General features: G+C 50.4%; 1 protein-coding gene. It reads right to left on the bottom strand.

Translation table 11 applies throughout. From position 1 onward, the window contains the following. A partial coding sequence (istA, locus tag FOI68_RS22690) for an IS21 family transposase (protein WP_143864415.1) occupies positions 1 to 872 on the bottom strand: 872 nt, incomplete at its 3' end. Positions 873 to 962: the final 90 nt, after the last annotated feature.

Genomic DNA, 962 nt, shown 5'->3' on the forward strand with positions numbered 1-962 from the left:
ATGGGTTTCAGCTTTTCCTCATGCCAGCGGTCAACCGGCCTGACGTGCGTGGTTCCATGAATCCTCACGTTAGCTACTTGATTCAACCACTCGCGTGCTTGGCGATTCAGATCGTCCAATCCGGTAAATGCCCGAACGCGCGGCCAAAAGTTCTTGCGAACATAGCCAATTCCGTTTTCGACCTTTCCTTTAGTGCGAGCGCGATAGGGCCGGCAGCTCGTAAGAAGGAAGCCGTGGTGGCTGGCAAATCGGGAAAAACGCTCATTCCAGACGGGATGGCCCTGTTCATCTCTGTCTTTCACAACGGTCTTCATGTTGTCGTACAGCATCACCTCCGTACCCCCTCCAAAATACTCAAAAGCCCGATGGTGACAACTGATGAGCGTATCCAACTTCTCATCTTCAGTGAACTCCAGATACATCATGCGAGAATAGCTGAGGACCATGACAAACGCATAGAGCCGTTTTGGTTTGCCGTGCCAGTCCACCGTAAACCGTCCCCAATCGACTTGGGCTTGGTATCCGGGATCTGTTTCAAATCGGACGGTGGTTTTGCTGATGACGGTGGGCCGGAACGGTTTCATGAAGACTCGCAGAGTGGTAATCCCACCGGTATACCCTTTTGCCTTGATTTCTTCCAGGATAACTCTCGCATTCAGGCAACCTTCCTCCATTCGGCGGCGAACGTAATCCTTGAACGGATCCAGCTTGCCGAGACGAGTGACCTTTCGCTGATAGGATTCAGGTTCCTTCTTGTTTAGCCACTTACGAATGGTTTTTCGATCCCTCCCCATTTCCTGCGCGATCCGAGTAATACTCATGCCACGTTTCCTCATCTCGCGAATCATGTAAAACTCCCCATTCTTTACCATAATTTCTCTCTCCTCCAAGGAGAGAGTCTGCGATGAAAATGGGGAATTTTCAACCGATTCTATTGGGGATTTTATCGCTGATCTTCACAC

This window comes from Brevibacillus sp. LEMMJ03, assembly GCF_007197875.1.
Taxonomy (GTDB): Bacteria; Bacillota; Bacilli; order Brevibacillales; family Brevibacillaceae; genus Brevibacillus; species Brevibacillus thermoruber.